This window comes from Pseudomonas agronomica, from assembly GCF_025917275.1.
In the GTDB taxonomy this organism is placed as follows: Bacteria; Pseudomonadota; Gammaproteobacteria; order Pseudomonadales; family Pseudomonadaceae; genus Aquipseudomonas; species Aquipseudomonas agronomica.
The window spans coordinates 1-380 of record NZ_JAOSHO010001078.1 but is presented as its reverse complement, the minus strand read 5'-3'; the positions used below and the strand labels follow the sequence as shown (position 1 = coordinate 380).

Genomic DNA, 380 nt, shown 5'->3' with positions numbered 1-380 from the left:
ATCGCAGCCTTCGGCAGCTCCTACGAGGTGTGCTCACTTAACGGCATTTTTTCATCAGGCCGTTGAACTCAAAGGAAAAGGCTTGTAAAGTGCGCCCCGCAGTACGTCACCCCCGGGGTCACTTCTCAGCGAGAGGGAACCCAAAATAAGTTGCAAATCATTGTCTTGAAAGCAATTTAAGGGGTTGACAGAGGTTTTGAAAATTGTAGAATAGCGCGCCTCAGACACACGAACGCAGCGATGCAGACGGGTAGAAGAGGTTGAAGCTAGCTTCATGCAGTAACTTGAAATATCAGTTCCGTGATAGCTCAGTCGGTAGAGCAAATGACTGTTAATCATTGGGTCCCAGGTTCGAGTCCTGGTCACGGAGCCATTTCAAT

At 48.7% G+C, this 380-nt stretch carries 1 tRNA gene; it reads left to right on the top strand.

Annotated elements, in window-relative coordinates:
- Window positions 1-297: 297 nt before the first annotated feature.
- A tRNA-Asn gene (locus tag OC610_RS28985) sits at window positions 298-373 on the top strand.
- Window positions 374-380 lie beyond the last annotated feature (7 nt).